This window comes from Mucilaginibacter sp., assembly GCF_041663085.1.
Classification (GTDB): Bacteria; Bacteroidota; Bacteroidia; order Sphingobacteriales; family Sphingobacteriaceae; genus Mucilaginibacter.
The window spans coordinates 1-16,368 of the sequence record NZ_JBAZRC010000111.1; the positions used below are offsets into that span (position 1 = coordinate 1).

The window sequence follows — 16,368 nt, forward strand, 5'->3', positions numbered from 1 at the left end:
CAGAGTAGTAGAATTTTTTCTCAGGATCTACGGTTTTGTAGGCTTCAGTAAGTTTGCCAAGCAATCTTAGGCGGGTAGTATCGGCAATTGGTTTTTTAAGCCGGCCTAATAACTCGTTTACTTTTGCTATTTGAGCGTAACCGGGAATAGAAAAAACCAGCAGCAGCCAGCAGCAGTGCTTCATAAACCATTTTATAGGAGTGTGATAAGGCATGGTTTTCGGCTAAATTAAACAGGAACTAATGTATGTGGTGGTTACTCACTTATCACCCACAATAAACCGCCGGTTAAATATAGCAATTCCACTTCATACATAGGCGTAATAATATGGCTGATATTTTAAATTGTTGGTTAATACGACGCAATAAGACATGTGTTTATGGGTTTACCACTCCCTTAATTTTATACATTTTTTTTGCGAAACTTATAACCGAGCCAATTGGGCAATTAGCATATAAACATGCCGACCATCACCTAAGGCAATTTAATGCCTAATGATATTAGTGGCGCTTGCTATTGGCTTTACAATTGCCGTTTATTTTAAATAATACAAGCAAAGTTCATACATACCCAGTAAATTATTGAATATTTACTGGTTGCTTATAGGGCCGCCATTACCCGCAATATCATTTGTGCCGGCAAGGATAATTACAACAGCGGGCTTCAGGTTTATCACATCCTGCCTAAACCTGATGAGCATTTGCGATGTGGTTTTCCCGCTGATGCCCCGGTCAATATAGTTTTTATGATGCTTGAAAAAAGCAGGGTGCATCTGCGCCCATAACTCGGTAATTGAATTACCCATAAACACTACCCTGTTTTTTTTCAAATACTCCCATTAGCCTTTTTGTTAGCCACAGCATAATATGCCAACCCCGCCCAATCACTCTGTTCGGACGCTTCTGCCGTTTTAACGGTAAGCTTTTGTGCCTTAGCAGATGCTACGCTATCTGTTGCAATTTGAGCATACGCCGCCTGATTTGCCCATGCTATGATAATAGCATGGGCAACAGTTTTTTAGTAGTTTTTAACGCTGTATTAAAAACCGGGGTTTTGTTTAATAAGCGGGTTGGTATTCAACTCATTTAAAGGAATAGGGAAAAGTAAATAGTTAGCGTTGGCAGTACCTCTTTTGCCAGCAATAACAGAAAGAGCATCAGTGGTGTGCACTGCAGATGCATCTGCTTGTGTTTGCCTGCTGTATCGTACCAGGTCAAACCATCTATCGCCCTGAAAGGCAAGCTCAAGCCTGCGCTGCAAGTCTACTTCGTCCCTGAATAGTTTTTTTGTTGGCAGTTCAGTCAATAACTTAATACCTATTTTTGCGCGTAAACGGATGGCATTAAGCTTATCTAAGGCGTCAGCGTTAGGACCGTTTTGTTCATTTGATGCCTCAGCATACATCAAATAGACATCGTTAAGCGTAAGCAGCGGATAATTATCCTTACTTGAAAAAAAGTTGGTGTTTTTCCACTTGTAAATAAACCAACCGCCATCATTGCCGGTACCGCTTCCCAGGATAACACTGGTATAATCTGTACCGCCGTCTACTTCACCGCGTTTTTTCCAGCGTTCATCGTTCACCATATCAGCCTGTGCTATCAGGTTATCCGTTGGGATATTATACTTTGGAAAAGAATATGATGCCGGTGGCGAAGGCAATATCAGGTCGGGCAGGCTAAAGCCGCCATCATCAGTACCTGCAAACTGCACTTCTAGTATAGATTCCTGCTTGTTTTTAAAAGCCAGCAGGTCCTGGTAAGGTGTTGTAAGGCCTGTGCCATAGTTGGTATTAGCAATAACCTTTGTTGCCGCAGTAAGGCAATCCTGCCATTTGCGTTCATACAAAAAAACCTTTGCCTGCAATGCGTTGGCCGCACCTTTGGTTGCGCGGGCCCTGTCTATTATTTGGCCTCCAAAGCTTTCGGGCAGTACGCTTTCTGCTGCGGTAAGGTCACTTTCAATCTGGCTGTAAACCTCCGATTCGGTTGCTCGGGCTTTAGCCGATTGGCTTTCTTTTTCGCTGGGATCAAGGCGCAGGGGTACGCCGCCAAAACATTTTACAAGGTTAAAATAATGCAACGCACGCAAAAAATGGGCTTCGCCTAATATCTGGTTCTTGCGTTGCTCTGTTAAGCCTTTGGTAATGCCGGGTACATATTTTAGTACTGTATTTGCGCGGTTTATACCTTTAAAAGCGTTAAGGTAAAGCCTGCCCGGCTGGTCTGTAATGGCTGTCCATTGAATTTTCTGAAGCGTAAAAACATCTGTATTTTCTGAAGTTACATCATCAGATGGCATCTCGCCCAATATGTTTAATACCGATCCGTAATAGCCATCATCCTGCAAGGCGTCGTAACAGCCGGTAATTGCCGACTCGGCATCATCGCCTGATTGAAAGTAATTGGCCGCTGTAATAGAAGTAAGTGGTGGTTTTTCCAAAACTTTTTTACAAGCCGCAAAAAATATCCCTACCAGTATAAGCAAGGTATATATATGAAGTTTATGTGATTTCATGTTAAGCTGTATAATAGGTTAAAACTGTACATTAACACCAAGTGTATAAGTTTTTGCCGGGGGGTAAACGCCATAATCTCTTCCAAAACCGGTATTTGATAATGGGTCGGCGTTTACTTCCGGGTCATACCCTTTGTAATTGGTGAACGTTAGGATGTTTTGCCCTGTGGCATATATTCTTAATGATGATACCCCTATTTTTTTGAGGGCACCCACCGGGAAGGTATAACCAACAGTAAGGTTTTTTAGCCTTACATAAGTGCCGCTTTCCAGGTAACGGGTAGAGAAAACGTGGTTGTTATTAGGGTCGGCATATACCTGGCGGGCCATGTCGGTTTGTTGGCCCGCGTGTGTCCAGCTATTTAGCACATCAACAGATTGGTTAAAGGGGTCTATCATGTTCTCCAGCAGGGTACGGTTTTGGTTAAATATCTTATTACCAAAACTTCCCTGGAAGAAGAAACTTAGATCCACTCCCTTATAGCTGAATGTGTTTGTAATGCCGCTGATAAAGCTTGGGTTGGGGTTACCTATCACTTTACGATCGGCAGCATCAATTACATTGTCGCCATTTACATCCTCAAAGCGGTAATCGCCTGGCGATGCATTAGGTTGCGCAGGGGCGGCATTTATTTCTGCCTGTGTTTGGAAAATGCCTTTTACAACATAACCATAAAAAGCACCAAGCGGTTGTCCCTTTTCGCTTATCGAATAATCTTCAATAATTTTCCTGTCTACCAGTTTGCCGGTTTCATCTATCAGCTTACCAATATCGATGATCTTGTTACGATTTAAGGTAAAGTTGAATTGCGTGTTCCAGGTAAAGCCATCTGCACTGCGGATGTTAACGGTGTTAATACCCAGCTCAAACCCTTTGTTTTGTACCTGGCCCAGGTTTTGAACGATGGTTGAAACCTCAGAACCTGCGCTAACGGCTAAAGGCACTTCTGTCAATAAGTCTTTTGTTTTTTTCAGGTATACATCAGCGGTTATGTTTACCCTGTTGTTAAACAGGTCAAGGTCAAAGCCTGCATCGTACTGGTAGGTTGTTTCCCATTTAAGGTTATCATTACCAATTCGTTGGGCAGCAATCCCTCCGGCAACAGATCCGTCGCCATTATAATTACTGTAGTTGTAGCCTGTGCCAAAAGTGCTTAGCCTGTCGTTAACGCCTACATTCTGGTTGCCATTAGCTCCAAAACTTCCTCTCAGCTTAAATTCGTTAACGATGCCATTTTTGTTAAAAAACGGCTCCTCAGATATGCGCCAGGCAACAGAGGCCGCAGGGAAATAACCATACCTGTGGTTAGCAGCAAACCTGCTCGACCCATCGGCACGGATACTTGCAGATGCATAATACTTATCTTTATAATTATAATTACCCCTTAAAAAGTAACTAACTAAACCCCATTGCTCTTCATAGCTGGATATAGCTTGTTTAATGCTTGCTGCATACAAATAAGGAACAGCGTTTGAAGGAAAACCATAGCCCGATGCACTTGAAGTAAACAATTGAGAGTTTTGTATTGACTGGCCCGCAAGCAACGTTAGGTTATGATCTTTAATTTGCTTGTTATAGGTAAGCGTGTTTTCCCATAACCAAATGGTGCCTGTGTTGGTGCCGGCGGCGGCGCTGCCCCTGCTTGCAGATGATGCATTCTGAAAACCGGGGTTTTCGCGTGCTATAAACTGGTTTTCAAACTGCGACCGGTAATCTATCCCCAGTGAGGAACGGAAGTTCAGGTTTTTCATTATAGCATATTCGCCGTATAAATTGCCAAATAGCTGGCTAAGATTTACCGTATTATGCGTGGTTTCGTTATCACCAAACGGGTTATCAGATTGCGAAAACGGGTTAAGCGCATAAGTGCCATCGGCATTGTATATGGGTATGGTTGGAATCTGCTCTAAGGCGCCAAGCACAACGCCCGAGTTGCTCAGTGCCATTTCGCTACGGGTGCTACGGTTATTAATGGTGTTTGCCAGGTTAAGGCTTGTACCTATCTTAAACTGGTCTGTTACCTGCTGATCGAAGTTTATTTTGGCAGAATAACGTTTAAACCCGGAGTTACGAATAATACCGTCCTGATCAAAATAAGCGCCTGATATATAATATTTCGACTTGTCTGTTCCTCCTTGTATGCTCAATTGATAATTTCTAACCGGGGCATTTTTGTACAATAAGTCCTGCCAGTTAGTATTAGTTGTTACTGTATCTACATCGTAGGCGGGGTCTTCACCGGCATTCACCAGCGCTTGATTAAATACATCGGCAAACTGCTTACCATTAAGTACCTTTAATTTTTTAACAACCTTTTGCTGGCCTATGTACATGTTGAAATTTACCTGGGGCTTGCCTACTTTACCTCTTTTGGTGGTAACAACCACAACACCGTTAGATGCGCGCGAACCATAAATAGCCGCCGCGGCACCATCCTTCAATACATCAATTGATTCGATATCGCTTGTATTGAGCGTACTTAAAGGATTTGGGCGCTGGTTGCCAATGCCGAGTTCCTGGTCATAACCCGGTTGCACGGGTACGCCATCTATCACGTAAAGCGGGGAGGTGCTTAAACTTAACGAGTTTTTACCCCTTATGCTGATATTAATTGCCGACCCAGGCTGCCCCGTTGGGTTATTAACCTGCACACCCGCTGCCTGCCCCTGCAAGGCATTTTCAAAGCTGCTTACAACCTGCCTGCCAAGCGCTTTAGCGCCTACTGTTGCAACGGCTGTACTCAAATCCTTACGGGTTTGAGTGCCATAACCTACTACTACTACCTCGCTAAGTTTGCCTGTAGCCGGGTTTAAAACAATGGTTAGGTTAGCAGCCGGCGGGTTGCCAATAACCACCTGTTTAGGCTCCATACCTATATAAGAAATGTTAAGTACATCGCCGGGTTGTACATCTATAGCAAAACTGCCATCGGCACCGGTAAGTGCTACGCCTGCTTTCCCTTTTATGCTGATAGTTGCACCGGGTAGTGGTTGGCCGTTGTTATCGGTAATCTTCCCGCTAATGCGGGCAGGCGGCTGTACTTTTGCCATGCCGCTGGTAACGGAAGATATTACTACCGTTTTGTCCTCAATAGCGTAATCTAACTGTTGCCCGTTCAGGCACTCGCTAAGGGCTTGTTGTATACTGGCATTTTTAATATCAAGGCTTACAGGTTTTGAATTTTTAAGGATAGAATAATCATAAAAAAACACATAGCCTGTTTGTTTTCTGATTGATTTAAGCACTTTTTCTAAAGCTACATCTTTGCCAGAGTAGGTTACCGTTTGGGAAAAACTACTTGCATGAACATGCATAAATGCTACGATAAGTAAAATAATAGTCAACCTCATAATTCGCCAAAATGGGTGGTTCTTCTTTTGCGGCTTAGCTAAATCCTGTTCACAGGAAGGCATAGCACAGCAAATGCTGCAAATAATAAAATTCATTATATTTGAATAATTGGTAATGAGAAATAAGATGATTGAAACAAGTTGTATTATCCTCTTTGCCATAGCCGGAGGTGTTTGCCCACCTTCGGCATTTTTTTTGAAAAAGGATATGGTTAAGAATGTATAATTAGTCCATAACCATAACCTCCTTTCCCTTAACAGTAAAGTGTAACTTGGTTTTGCCAAGGATGCGCAACACCTGCGAAAACTTAAGATCGCGCTGTATAGCACCCTGGAACTCTTTTGATGTTAACTGTGGGCTGTAACTTACTTTAATATCATACCAGCGGGATAATTGCCGCATAACTGTATGAATATCTGCCTGGTTAAACTGAAAATAGCCCTCTTTCCATGATACTACTTCGTCCGTATCCATATCAGTTAAAACTTTGATGCGCCCATCGCCACCAAAATTCATTACCGACTGCTGGCCGGGACTTAAAAACTGTACGCCTGTTTTATTTAAAACCTTTACACGCCCTTCTAACAAGGTGGTTTTCATTACACCTTCATTTTCATAAGCATTGATGTTAAAATGGGTGCCCAGTACCTCAATTGTTTGCCCCGAAGTTTTCACCCTGAATGGCTTTGCAGCATCTTTAGCTACTTCAAAATAAGCCTCCCCGGTAAGTTCTACCACACGTTCGTTACCGCTAAATTGCACCGGATATTTTAATGAAGAAGTGGCATTCATCCATACTTTGGTGCCATCTGCCAAGGTAACGCTGTACTCCCCGCCAATAGGGGTTTCCACTATATTGTATGCATTTAAATTATTGCCCTGTGCATGAGTATCGGTAATGTTTATTAAAGTACCGCCCGCATCCTTATGTATTACGGTATTACCCTGCCTTGCAATAATCCCATTTGGAGTACTACTCAATATCATTTTTTTGCCATTTGCCAGCGTAAGTATGGCTTTGCTGCTTCCAGGGAGAATGTCGGGTTTTGTAGTTTTTACAATACCGTTAGCAGGAGCCAACCGCTGCGGGAGTTTCAGGGAAAAAATAGTACCTGCGCCTGCTGCTATGATAATTATTGCAGCAGCTGCGGTCCGCCAGTTCAGCCATCTTATTTTTGGTGCTTCACCACCCTGCTTGATGCGGCTGAGGAGTTTATGATGGATTTGCTCAAATATAAGTTCTTCTTCGGGTGATAAATCGTCGGTTATTTCTAAATTATGGTATTGTTCGGTCAACAACGTCTTCAGCAGGGCTTCATTGCCGGGAATGTTAAATGCATTAAGAAGCGTTTGTACCTCTTGCGGTGTACATTCATTTTTAATGTACTTTTTTATCAGTACTTTAAGCTGTAGGGAAGGGTTCAATTTTGGCTGCGTTTATTACTAATACGCTGCAGGCAAAATTTATGTGGGCTGCTAAATGAAAAATATTTTACAGCGAGGCTATAATACTAAGCGTTACCGCATAAATGGCCATATCAGGGTGGTTTTTTAGGTAATTCTTTAACACGATATTTGCCTTTACCATGTGATCTTGAATAGTAGAAAGGGATATATTTAACTCCCGGCTAACTTCGGCATACGTTTTTCCATCCAGTTTGCACATCATATAAACCCTTTTGCGTTGTGGCGAAAGCTGCTCAATTGCATCTTGTATCAAAGCAAGTTGTTCCTGGCTAATAACTTTATCTTCCTGGCAGGTATAATCTTGCTCGGCTGCCGAAAGCAAGTTGTTTTGCATGGCAGCGTCTTTAGCCAGTTTTCTGAAATGGTCATATACAAGGTTAGCACCAATAGTATACAAGTAAGCCTTGAATGATTTTTCGGGATCGATCTGCGACCTTCTTTCCCAGATCTTCAGGAATATGTCCTGGATAATTTCCTGTGTGATATCTTTATCGTGCACCATCTTTAGTGTTTTTGCATACAACTGGCGCACGTAAAGTTGGTAAAGGCGGGTAAATGCTGCTTCACTTCCACTTTTTAAGAGTTTAAGTAAGCCTTCTTCTTCGTTTATATCCGCACCCATTTACCTGTTATTATTGAGATAAACTTAACAAAAAAAACATCATAAATTAAAGTAAAGAAACGAAGTACGGTAACAGCAAGCATGGCATCTTCAAAATTGCTTCAATATTAACGTGTACCTTAGTAATTTTGAGGCGGTAAGCAACAGAGCTAATGAAAATACTCATCATAGAAGATAACCGGGCCCTGGCCAGTAGTGTACATGAGTATCTCTCGCGCGAGAGTTATGTTTGCGAGCAGGCCTTTAACCTGCATGAGGCCAAAGAAAAGCTGCTTTTTTATGCTTACGACTGCATTATTTTAGATATTATGCTGCCCGATGGCAGCGGCCTCGATCTGCTGAATTTTATAAAAGAAAAGCATATCTCCGGTTCAATACTCATTGTATCGGCAAAAGGCGCTATGGACGATAAGATACGCGGATTGGAAGAGGGTGCTGACGATTATATAACCAAACCTTTCCACCTGCCCGAATTAAACGCGCGTTTGCGTGCCATCCATCGCCGGAAGGATCTGGACGGCAGCCATATGGTTGTTTTTAACGAGATAAGCCTTAACGCCAATACATTCGAGGTGACAATTAATAATAAACACCTTGATGTGACCCGCAAAGAGGTAGAGCTGCTGTTATACTTTTTGGTAAACAAAAACCGGTTGTTATCGCGCCAGGCAATTGCTACGCATTTGTGGGGCGATTACACAGACAACCTCAGCAATGTTGATTTTGTGTATCAGCATGTGAAGAACATCCGTAAAAAAATAAACCAGGCAAAAGGCAAAGACTATATTGATACGGTATATGGCCTGGGCTATAAATTTAACACGCATAAATATGAAACTGGTAGATAAGTTTACGCTGTGTTTTTTGCTGATATTTTTTATTGTAACCCCAATAAGTATTTACAGTACACATTACAGTATTAAACAAAGAATTGATGGTGTTGAAATTGAGCGTTTAACAAAAGTAAACAACGAAGTTGCACTGCAATTAAAATCAGGCATCAGTCCAGATAAGTACTCGCAGGGTCGGCCAATATCTATCAATACTTTTCCCGGTGAGTTGCCAAAGGAGAAAACACTTACCGAAAAGCAAAATTACGACCAGGGCGATTGCCGCATTACGGTAAGCTCTTTTTATGCTATTAAAGGCGTTAACTATAAAATATCGTCTTACAATTACGTAACACAATCCAGCCAGATCTTACGGGGGATGCTGCCGGTATCCTTGATAAAATCATTATTGATGATAGTGTTCGTTCTTATAGCTGCAAGGATGCTGTCGCGCAATATTTTGTCGCCGTTTAACCAATCACTTGCGCAGATGCAAAAGTTTAACCTGCGGAAAAAGCAACCGCTGGTACTTGCCGAAAGCAACACCAGGGAGTTTAAGGAACTAAACCTGCTGCTAAAAAAAATGACCGATATGGCCATCACCGAGTATGGCCTGGTAAAGGAGTTTAGCGAAAACGCATCGCATGAGCTACAAACCCCCTTATCGGTACTTAGAAGTAAACTGGAACTTTTGGCTGATACCAACATACAAGGCAACCAGGCCATATTAATAGGAGAGATGCAACACGCCATTGAGAAAATGGCACGTATAAATCAATCATTATTACTGCTCACCAAGCTGGAGAACCAAGAGTATGAGGCTACCGAAAACATATCATTTGCCAAACATATCAAATCTATCCTGGGGTTTTATGAAGACCGCATACAGATGAAGGCGCTAACGCTTACTACACATATAAGTGATGATATCTCATTAAAAATGCATCCGGCGCTGGCCGATCTGCTTTTTGATAACTTACTTGGTAACGCTATAAGGCATAATGTTAAGAACGGTATCATCAATATTAAGGCAAACCACGAAGCCTTTGTGATAGAAAACACCGGCGCGGCGCCGGTTATCCCTACCGAGGAGCTATTTGAGCGGTTCAAGAAAAGCGATCAGTGTGGTGAAAGCATTGGTTTGGGGTTGGCTATTGTAAAGCAGATCTGCGAATTGAATAAATTTAATGTACGATATACATATCACGATGGTATTCATTCACTTAGGGTTGGTTTTAATGGAACGACCGTAGCTGATGGTGCCGCCTTCCTTGCAAAAGTTTAACAAATTTGCACCTTTTATTACATTAACTTTACAAATCGGCAACAAATTGGGGCTTTACTTCAAAATTGCTTCAAATTTGATGGGTTGTTTTACAAAATAATTACCGGCCCGGTAATTATTGGTTTAACTAAGATACTCAACCCCGTGAAAAAAGCTATCTCCGCGTGTTTTTTACTTCTTTTTAATTCGATATTAGCAGTTGCACAACAGCCCCTTACACTTAAACAAGCTATAGAAACGGCAGTAAATAATTACCCTGCTATAAAAGCCAAAACAAACTACGCATTGGCATCAAAGGCGGCAATTGGCCAAACCAAGGCCGATTATTTGCCCAACTTAAATTTAAGCGCCCAGCAGGATTACGGAACAGTGAACGGCCAAAATGGTCCGCTTTATGGTTTCGGCGGATTAGGTGTAGCATCATCAGGAATACCATTGCCCAACCAAAACTGGAACGCCGCTTTCGGCTCATTATACCTGGCCAACCTTAACTGGGAGTTTTTCACCTTTGGCAGGATAAAAGAACGGATAAAAACGGCCCAAAAGGTTGCTTTAAGAGACCAAAACGACCTTCAACAGGAACTTTTTAACCATAAGGTGAAAGTGGCAGCCGCTTACCTTAACCTGCTGGCAGCGCAAAAACTTACCGACTCGTACCGTAAAAATCTGGCACGTGCCGATACCTTTAAACGCATTGTTAAAACGCGTGCTTTCAATGGCCTTATTGCCGGGGTAGATTCTTCGCAGGCGGGTGCCGAGGTATCTAGCGCCCGTATCATCCTTACCCGCGCTATAGACCAGGAGCAGGAGCAAAGCAACCGGCTATCGCAGCTGATGGGGGTAGCACCAACGCAGTTTGCTTTAGATACCGTATTTGTATCGCATCTGCCAAAAAATATTGAAGAGCCTATAGACTCGGCTGTTAGCAAGCACCCAACGCTTGCCTATTACAAATCGCGTATTGATGTTAATAACGAGCAGATCAAATACCTGAAAAAGTTTAACTATCCAAGCTTCTCATTTGTGGGTATCCTGCAAACACGTGGTTCGGGCTTTAGTAATGAATATTCTACAAACCAAAACGCCTACACCGATAACTATTGGGACGGTACCAAGCCAACCCGTAGCAATTACCTGATAGGCATAGGCGTTAGCTGGAACCTGGCGCAGCCTTTCCGTACAGCAAAAGCAGTAAAAACGCAAAGGTATGTGAGCGAGGCGCTGACAGATGAATATGAACTGGCCAACCAGCAAATAAAAACCCAATTTTCACTGGCAGATACCAAAACGGTAAACGCACTTAACAATTACCGCGAAGCGCCTATACAGGTAAAAGCTGCATCGCAGGCATACCTGCAAAAATCGGTACTGTATAAAAACGGATTAACTAATTTGGTTGATGTTACGCAAGCACAATATGCTTTGATCCGTGCCGAAACCGACAGGGATATTGCTTATACTAATGTATGGCAGGCGCTGCTACTAAAAGCTGCTGCCAAAGGCGATTTTAACCTTTTTGATAGTGCGCTTTAATGAATTGAATTTTTCTTCGAAATACATATATACATGAACTTGATCCGTTTTGCATTACGTAAGCCCATCACCATTATGGTAATTGTGGCCGGTTTATTCTTCTTTGGGATAAAATCGATCACGGCCATCAAAGTAGATATATTCCCTAAGCTGGATATGCCGGTGATCTATATATCGCACCCTTTTACCGGTTACACGCCAGAGCAAATGGAATCGTTTTTTGCCAAGCAATACGTAAACATCCTTTTGTACACCAACGGGTTAAAAAGTATCGAAACCAAAAACATCCAGGGGCTTACTTTAATGAAGCTGAACTTTTACCCGGGTACCAACATGGCGCAGGCCGCGGGCGAGCTGGCCTCTTTTACAAACCGCATCCAGGCGGTGTTCCCTCCTGGCTCTAACCCGCCGTTCATTATCAGGTTTGATGCTTCTACGCTACCGGTTGGTCAGCTGGTTTTAAGCAGTGCAACCCGTAGTAATAACGAGTTAGCCGATCTGGCAAACGTGTATGTACGTTCGTCATTTACCTCCATACACGGTTTAGTAGCACCGCCGCCGTTTGGTGGTAACATCCGTACGGTAGTTATTAAAGCCGACCCCGAACTGCTGCGTTCACATAACATGACGCCCGACCAGTTGGTAGAGGCGTTACGTGTAAACAACCAAACAACACCATCGGGCAATGTGCGTATTGGTGATAAGAACTACATCACACCAACAAATACCACCATTAATTCTGTAAAAGATTTTGAGAACATCCCCTTATTTAAAGGTGGTGTACAGAGCTTATACTTAAGGGATGTGGCAACCGTATCTGACGGGGCCGACATCACCGCAGGTTACGCCCTGGTTAACGGCAAACGTTCGGTTTACTTAAGCGTTGCTAAAAGCGCCGATGCATCTACCTGGGAAGTTGTACAAAACCTAAAGGCATCTATCCCCAAAATACAAAGCCAGTTGCCGGCAGATGTGAAGGTAAGCTACGAGTTTGACCAATCAGTTTACGTAATGAACTCGGTAAAGAGTTTAATTACCGAAGGTGCTATTGGCGCTATATTAACAGGGTTAATGGTGTTGCTTTTCTTGGGCGATGCACGTGGCGCCCTGATCGTTATATTAACCATCCCTACATCTATTATATCGGGTGTTTTGTTCCTGAATCTGTTTGGACAAACCATCAACATCATGACGTTGAGCGGCCTTGCTTTGGCCATCGGCATCCTGGTAGATGAAAGTACGGTAACCATCGAGAACATACACCAGCATTTGGATATGGGTAAGCCCAAGGCGCTTGCTATATGGGATGCCTGTAAGGAGATAGCCTTCCCTAAATTGCTGATATTGTTTTGTATACTGGCGGTTTTTGCACCGGCATTTACTATGGGCGGCATCCCGGGCTCATTATTTTTACCGCTGGCACTGGCTATTGGTTTCAGCATGATCGTGTCATACTTCCTGGCGCAAACCTTTGTGCCGATAATGGCTAACTGGATAATGAAGGTGAAACATCATCACGCCAAAGATGGCCATCAGTTAACCGATAATGAAGAGTTTGAACTATCGGGCCTTGAAGGTGACGACAGGCCATCCCAGTTACACCAAAAAGAAGTAGCCGCCGCAACTGCCGACCGCAACCACAACGGCAAAGTTGGCGCTTTTGAGCGTATGCGTATGCGTTACCTGAGGTTTCTTGACAGGATGATGCCTTACCGCAAGGTTATTGTATTAGGCTACATCGTTGTTATTTGCGGCCTTGCAGCAATTTTAATGCAAAGCATTGGCCGCGATGTTTTGCCAAAGGTAAATGGCAGCCAGTTCCAGGTGCGTTTGCGCGCGCCGGAGGGCACCCGTATAGAGCAAACGGAAACACGCACCTATAAAGCCATCAATATTATTAAAGGCCTGGTTGGGCCCGAGAATGTTTCCATCACATCGGCATACGTAGGTACGCACCCCTCCCTTTTCTCAACAAGCCCTATTTATTTATGGATGGCAGGCCCGCAGGAGGCCGTAATACAGGTAGCCTTTAGGGAGGGCTTTAAAACCAACCTTGATGAACTTAAAGAAAAGATAAGGGCGGCATACGCCAGGCAACTGCCTGATGTTAAATCATCATTCGAGCCTATTGAGTTAACTGACAAGATACTGAGCCAGGGCTCGCCAACACCTATCGAGGTACGTTTCTCGGGCAGGGATAAAAAGCTGAGCGAGGCTTATGCACAAAAACTGATAGCCAAACTTGGGCATATCAACTACCTGAGGGATATACAACTGGGGCAGTCAACCAAATATCCGGCCATCAATATTGATATAGACCGCACCAGGGCGTCGCAGGTAGGGGTAGATATAAATGATATTTCCCGTTCATTGATCGCTTCAACATCGTCATCGCGTTACACCGATAAAAATATCTGGATAGATCATAAAACCAATAACAGCTATAGCGTACAGGTACAGATCCCCGAAAGCAAAATGAGCAGTATCTCCGAACTCAGTGAGATCCCGGTATTGAAAAACTCATCGAGGCCTGTTTTGGGTGATATAGCCGATATTAAGCCGGGTACTACTTATGGCGAAGCTGATAACCTTGGTGCTATGCCGATGCTATCTGTAACCGCCAACCTTAATAATCAGGACCTTGGTTCGGCATCTAAAGATGTGCAAGCGGCCATCAAATCATTAGGCACGCTTCCAAGAGGATTAAATGTTGAACTCATAGGCTTAAGCGATACCTTAACAGAAACAATGGATAGCCTGGAGAGCGGGCTCGGGGTAGCCATCATCGTTATATTTTTAATGCTGGCAGCAAACTTCCAGTCGTTTAAAGTATCGGGCATTGTACTGGCAACTGTGCCGGCGGTTATGCTGGGTTCGTTATCATTGCTAATGCTGGCCGGTTCAACGCTTAACCTGCAATCGTACATGGGTATGATCATGTCTGTAGGGGTATCTATATCCAATGCGGTACTATTGATTACCAATGCCGAGGAGCTGCGCCGTGTTAACGGCAATGCCATGGCATCTGCCCGCGAGGCTGCCTCATTAAGGTTAAGGCCAATTGTAATGACCGCTTTGGCCATGGTTGTGGGTATGATACCGATGGCCAGCGGGCTTGGTGAGGCCGGTGACCAGTCGTCACCACTTGGGCGTGCCGTAATTGGCGGGCTTATAGCCTCAACATTTGCCGCATTGTTTATTTTGCCGCTGGTATTTGCCTGGGGGCAGGGTAAAACAAGTATCCAAAGTGTTTCACTCGACCCTGAGGACGAGGAAAGCATCCATTTTATTAAACTTGAGTATAAATCATAATATAATCATTCCATGTATATCCGTAAAGCCCTTTCTGTTTCTGCCATAGTAATGGTAACAAGCCTGATGCTGGTAAGATGTAAATCGCCGGAGGCTAAAGCCACAGCTGAAACTGCCGCACCTGCCGATAGCGCATTAGATGCCGTTCTGTTAAGTAAGAGCGCCATGCAATCAAACATCACTATCCCCGGCGAACTGGTGGCTTACCAACAGGTAGATCTGTATGCCAAGGTGAATAGTTTTGTAAAAAAGATGTACGTTGATGTAGGTAGCGTAGTCAACGCGGGCCAGCTTTTAGTCCGTATGGAAGCACCCGAGATTGGTTCGCAGATGAACGGTGCGCAATCGCGCCTTAAGGCACAGGAAGCCTTGTACATTGCCAGCAAAGCCAACTACGATCGTTTACTGGAAACCAGCAAAACGCCGGGTACCGTTTCGCAAAACGACCTTGACCAGGCACTGGCCAAAAAGAACGCCGATTACGCGCAATTCCAATCGGCACAGGCTGCTTTTAAAGAGGTAGGCGCTAATAGCGATTACCTGGAGATAAGGGCGCCGTTTTCGGGCATTATTACCGCACGTAATGTAAGCCAGGGCGCTTATGTTGGCCCATCGGGTAAAGGATCTGACGCGCCGTTGTTTACCCTGCAACAGCAGGATAAGCTGCGTTTGGTAGTAAGCGTACCCGAAGCATATACCGGCTACATGAATAATAAAAGCGTGGTGAATTTCACCGTACGATCTTTACCTAACCAGGTTTTTAATGCCAAGGTTGCCAGGTTGGCGGGTGCGTTAGATACCAGGCTGCGCGCGCAACGTACCGAGATGGATGTGCTGAATACAGGGAAAAACCTGTTGCCCGGTATGGTTGCCGAAGTGAACATCCCGCTGAGCGATGAGATCCACAACTTTGTTGTACCATCAGATGCTATCCTCAACTCAACACAAGGAACGTTTGTGATAAAACTGAGCCGCGATTCATCTAAATGGATCCCGATAAAAACCGGCCGCAACACGGATGGGAAAACCGAGATTTTCGGATCGTTGAAAGTATCTGATACTTTGTTGCTGAAGGCTACCGAGGAAACAAGGAATAACGAGAAACTGACCGCCAAAATAAAAGCGAAGTAAATAGCCCGTAACACGAAGTAATGTAGTATTTATACCTGCGGGTGGATGAAGCGGTAAACTTACCCCGGTTTCGGTATTAATGGCCAATATATTGTTAAAAGAGCCTGTAAGCGCACTGCAATGGCTGGGCGTTATATTGATACTGCTTGCCGTGGTGCTAATGAATATAGGGAACAAGAAAGAAAAGCAAGTGATGGGTTGAGATTTATAGTACTTCTATATATCCGTCCGTTCACCTTTATCCGCTGCCCATCCCTGATTAGTTTGGTGGCATTTTCCAACCCAACATCTGCCGGTAACCATATTCACGTGCGATGAC

12 protein-coding genes are annotated in these 16,368 nt (G+C 43.8%); 6 read left to right on the plus strand and 6 right to left on the minus strand.

Going from position 1 to position 16,368, the window contains the following annotated elements:
• From WC615_RS17205 to WC615_RS17230, 6 genes are all read right to left on the minus strand, one after another.
• A partial coding sequence (locus tag WC615_RS17205; protein WP_372979309.1) for a hypothetical protein occupies positions 1–214 on the minus strand: 214 nt, incomplete at its 3' end.
• A gap of 375 nt (positions 215–589) precedes the next feature.
• Positions 590–829, minus strand: a complete 240-nt coding sequence (locus tag WC615_RS17210) for a GDSL-type esterase/lipase family protein (protein ID WP_372979310.1) — start codon at positions 827–829, stop codon at positions 590–592.
• Between the two features lie 209 nt (positions 830–1,038).
• Positions 1,039–2,517, minus strand: coding sequence for a RagB/SusD family nutrient uptake outer membrane protein (locus tag WC615_RS17215; RefSeq protein ID WP_372979311.1), 1,479 nt, complete (start codon positions 2,515–2,517; stop codon positions 1,039–1,041).
• Between the two features lie 18 nt (positions 2,518–2,535).
• On the minus strand, positions 2,536–5,832 hold the full coding sequence (locus WC615_RS17220; protein WP_372979312.1) for a TonB-dependent receptor: 3,297 nt from the start codon (positions 5,830–5,832) through the stop codon (positions 2,536–2,538).
• A 262-nt stretch (positions 5,833–6,094) separates the two neighbouring features.
• Positions 6,095–7,294 carry a FecR family protein gene (locus tag WC615_RS17225; RefSeq protein ID WP_372979313.1) on the minus strand — a complete coding sequence of 400 codons (1,200 nt, stop codon included), beginning with the start codon at positions 7,292–7,294 and terminating at the stop codon, positions 6,095–6,097.
• Positions 7,295–7,361: 67 nt separating this feature from the next.
• A complete protein-coding gene (locus WC615_RS17230) occupies positions 7,362–7,958 on the minus strand; it encodes an RNA polymerase sigma factor (RefSeq protein WP_372979314.1) in 597 nt (198 codons plus the stop codon).
• A gap of 152 nt (positions 7,959–8,110) precedes the next feature.
• Here WC615_RS17230 and WC615_RS17235 point away from each other — a divergent pair, with 152 nt between their 5' ends.
• The 6 genes from WC615_RS17235 (at position 8,111) to WC615_RS17260 (ending at position 16,251) form a co-directional block, all read left to right on the plus strand.
• Positions 8,111–8,806, plus strand: coding sequence for a response regulator transcription factor (locus WC615_RS17235; protein WP_372979315.1), 696 nt, complete (start codon positions 8,111–8,113; stop codon positions 8,804–8,806).
• Positions 8,790–10,073 (plus strand): sensor histidine kinase, encoded by a 1,284-nt coding sequence (locus tag WC615_RS17240; protein ID WP_372979316.1) that lies wholly within the window; start codon positions 8,790–8,792, stop codon positions 10,071–10,073. Before WC615_RS17235 ends, WC615_RS17240 begins: the two co-directional genes overlap by 17 nt.
• A 144-nt stretch (positions 10,074–10,217) precedes the next feature.
• On the plus strand, positions 10,218–11,606 hold the full coding sequence (locus WC615_RS17245; protein WP_372979317.1) for a TolC family protein: 1,389 nt from the start codon (positions 10,218–10,220) through the stop codon (positions 11,604–11,606).
• A gap of 33 nt (positions 11,607–11,639) precedes the next feature.
• Positions 11,640–14,918 (plus strand): efflux RND transporter permease subunit, encoded by a 3,279-nt coding sequence (locus WC615_RS17250; RefSeq protein WP_372979318.1) that lies wholly within the window; start codon positions 11,640–11,642, stop codon positions 14,916–14,918.
• A 12-nt stretch (positions 14,919–14,930) separates the two neighbouring features.
• Entirely contained in the window at positions 14,931–16,049 is a 1,119-nt protein-coding gene (locus tag WC615_RS17255; RefSeq protein WP_372979319.1) for an efflux RND transporter periplasmic adaptor subunit, read from the plus strand.
• Between the two features lie 79 nt (positions 16,050–16,128).
• Positions 16,129–16,251, plus strand: a complete 123-nt coding sequence (locus WC615_RS17260; protein WP_372979320.1) for a hypothetical protein — start codon at positions 16,129–16,131, stop codon at positions 16,249–16,251.
• Positions 16,252–16,368 lie beyond the last annotated feature (117 nt).

Excerpts from the sequence above, each read along its gene's own strand:
- WC615_RS17220 (WP_372979312.1), bottom strand. The coding sequence starts at position 5,832 with ATGCATGTTCATGCAAGTAGTTTTTCCCAAACGGTAACCTACTCTGGC.
- WC615_RS17235 (WP_372979315.1), top strand. The coding sequence starts at position 8,111 with ATGAAAATACTCATCATAGAAGATAACCGGGCCCTGGCCAGTAGTGTA.
- WC615_RS17250 (WP_372979318.1), top strand. The coding sequence starts at position 11,640 with ATGAACTTGATCCGTTTTGCATTACGTAAGCCCATCACCATTATGGTA.
- WC615_RS17260 (WP_372979320.1), top strand. The coding sequence starts at position 16,129 with ATGGCCAATATATTGTTAAAAGAGCCTGTAAGCGCACTGCAATGGCTG.
- WC615_RS17230 (WP_372979314.1), bottom strand. The coding sequence starts at position 7,958 with ATGGGTGCGGATATAAACGAAGAAGAAGGCTTACTTAAACTCTTAAAA.
- WC615_RS17240 (WP_372979316.1), top strand. The coding sequence starts at position 8,790 with ATGAAACTGGTAGATAAGTTTACGCTGTGTTTTTTGCTGATATTTTTT.
- WC615_RS17255 (WP_372979319.1), top strand. The coding sequence starts at position 14,931 with ATGTATATCCGTAAAGCCCTTTCTGTTTCTGCCATAGTAATGGTAACA.
- WC615_RS17215 (WP_372979311.1), bottom strand. The coding sequence starts at position 2,517 with ATGAAATCACATAAACTTCATATATATACCTTGCTTATACTGGTAGGG.